The organism is Pseudomonas neuropathica (assembly GCF_015461835.1).
Lineage (GTDB): Bacteria > Pseudomonadota > Gammaproteobacteria > Pseudomonadales > Pseudomonadaceae > Aquipseudomonas > Aquipseudomonas neuropathica.
Genome location: NZ_JACOPX010000041.1, coordinates 1 through 1349, shown reverse-complemented (window position 1 = coordinate 1349; position 1349 = coordinate 1). Strand labels below are relative to the sequence as shown.

General features: G+C 59.0%; 2 protein-coding genes and 1 pseudogene. All 3 read right to left on the bottom strand.

Annotation, left to right across the window (positions count from 1 at the left end):
• On the bottom strand, positions 1–470 hold a 470-nt coding region (locus H8F23_RS28655), incomplete at its 3' end, for a phage major capsid protein (protein ID WP_194936570.1).
• A 10-nt stretch (positions 471–480) separates the two neighbouring features.
• Positions 481–1134, bottom strand: coding sequence for an HK97 family phage prohead protease (locus tag H8F23_RS28650; protein ID WP_194936569.1), 654 nt, complete (start codon positions 1132–1134; stop codon positions 481–483).
• Positions 1112–1349 (bottom strand): annotated as a pseudogene (locus tag H8F23_RS28645) (phage portal protein); the annotation flags it as partial. The pseudogene H8F23_RS28645 and the gene H8F23_RS28650, both read right to left, overlap by 23 nt.

Genomic DNA, 1349 nt, shown 5'->3' with positions numbered 1-1349 from the left:
CCCAGGCTCACCAGACGCTTGTAGTCCGGCGAGCCGACGGTAATCTGGTTGCACACCTGGCGCATCGGCGAAGTGTCTTTCAGCAGCTCAATAATGCTGCGGTCCAGTTCTTCCGGCACCGCGTAGCCGCCATCGGCATCGTTACCGATCTGCAAGGCTTTCGCCTGGAGGTCGCCCAGGCCGGTATCGATGCCCTTACGGACGAACTGCATGAACGCCGTCTTGTGCTCGCTGGCTGCCTTGGTTCCGGTGCCGTCGGGACGCTTCAGGTCGGCCAGTTCCTTTTCCAGCGCCGACTTCAACTCGTCGAGCTCGGTCAACTTCTCGTTCAGGGTGTCGACCTGGCCCGACAGCTTGCCTTTCTCGGCCTCCAGGCCGTCGATGCGCTTGTCGTTTTTTTCCTTGAACTCGTCGAACTTCTTGCCCAGGGCTTCAGCGACGTCTTCGATGTCTTTCTTTTCAACAGCCATGAGAGGCTCCTTAAATTCGGTCCAAAAGGGATTTCAGTGATTGAAGTGCTTCGTCGGCATCCGCCTCTCGCGGTGACACTGCACCGTAGCCCTTAGCCATAAAGGCCTTGGCCTGGGAGCCGGAAAACCCTACCTCTCGTAGGGCCCGCTCCACTTTGCTGGGCGGCGGGGTTTCACCACGCGCCAGCAGAGATTTCACGTCGGTGATTCGGGCTTCGTCGTTGGCCGGGAAGGTGACCAGGGAGAGCTCCCAGAGGTCGATCTGCTTCAGGATCCAGACGCCCTTTTCCTTGTCGTACTCGTAGTCATCAAGCATGTAGCCAATGGATGTGCCAGTCAGGCTGCCTGCCTTCATGTGCGCATGAGCACGCTTGGCAAGCGGGTCGTCTTCGATGAGCAGGCGCCCCTTGAAGAACAACCCCACATCATCCTCGCGCATCTCGGTGTAGATGCCGATCGGCTCGCTCATGTTGTGCTGCCAGAGCATTGCTGGGAGACGGCCCTTCTCTTTCCATCTGGCCAGGCTCGCCTCGAAAGCTCCGCGGACAACCACGTCTCCGTAGCTGTCCTCGACACCGAAGACCGAGCCATAACCCTCGAACTCGCCCGTTTCACTGACCGACTTGATGGTCAGCGGCCGGTCAAGGCGCTGTTTTGTCTGCATCGTCGGTAGCCTCTGGTTTAGTGGTCATGTTCATTGGGGTCAGGTAGATGTCGCCGCCCTCTCGAGGGTTCTCATCTTCCAGCTCGCGGCAATCATTGGGGCTCAGGATTCCCCACTGGATACCCTTGCCGTAGGAGTTGTAGCGCCCATTTAGGTCGCCGCGCATCAGGGCGCCGGCGTTGAATTTGGCGTAGTGAGTCAGTCGGTCCTTCTCA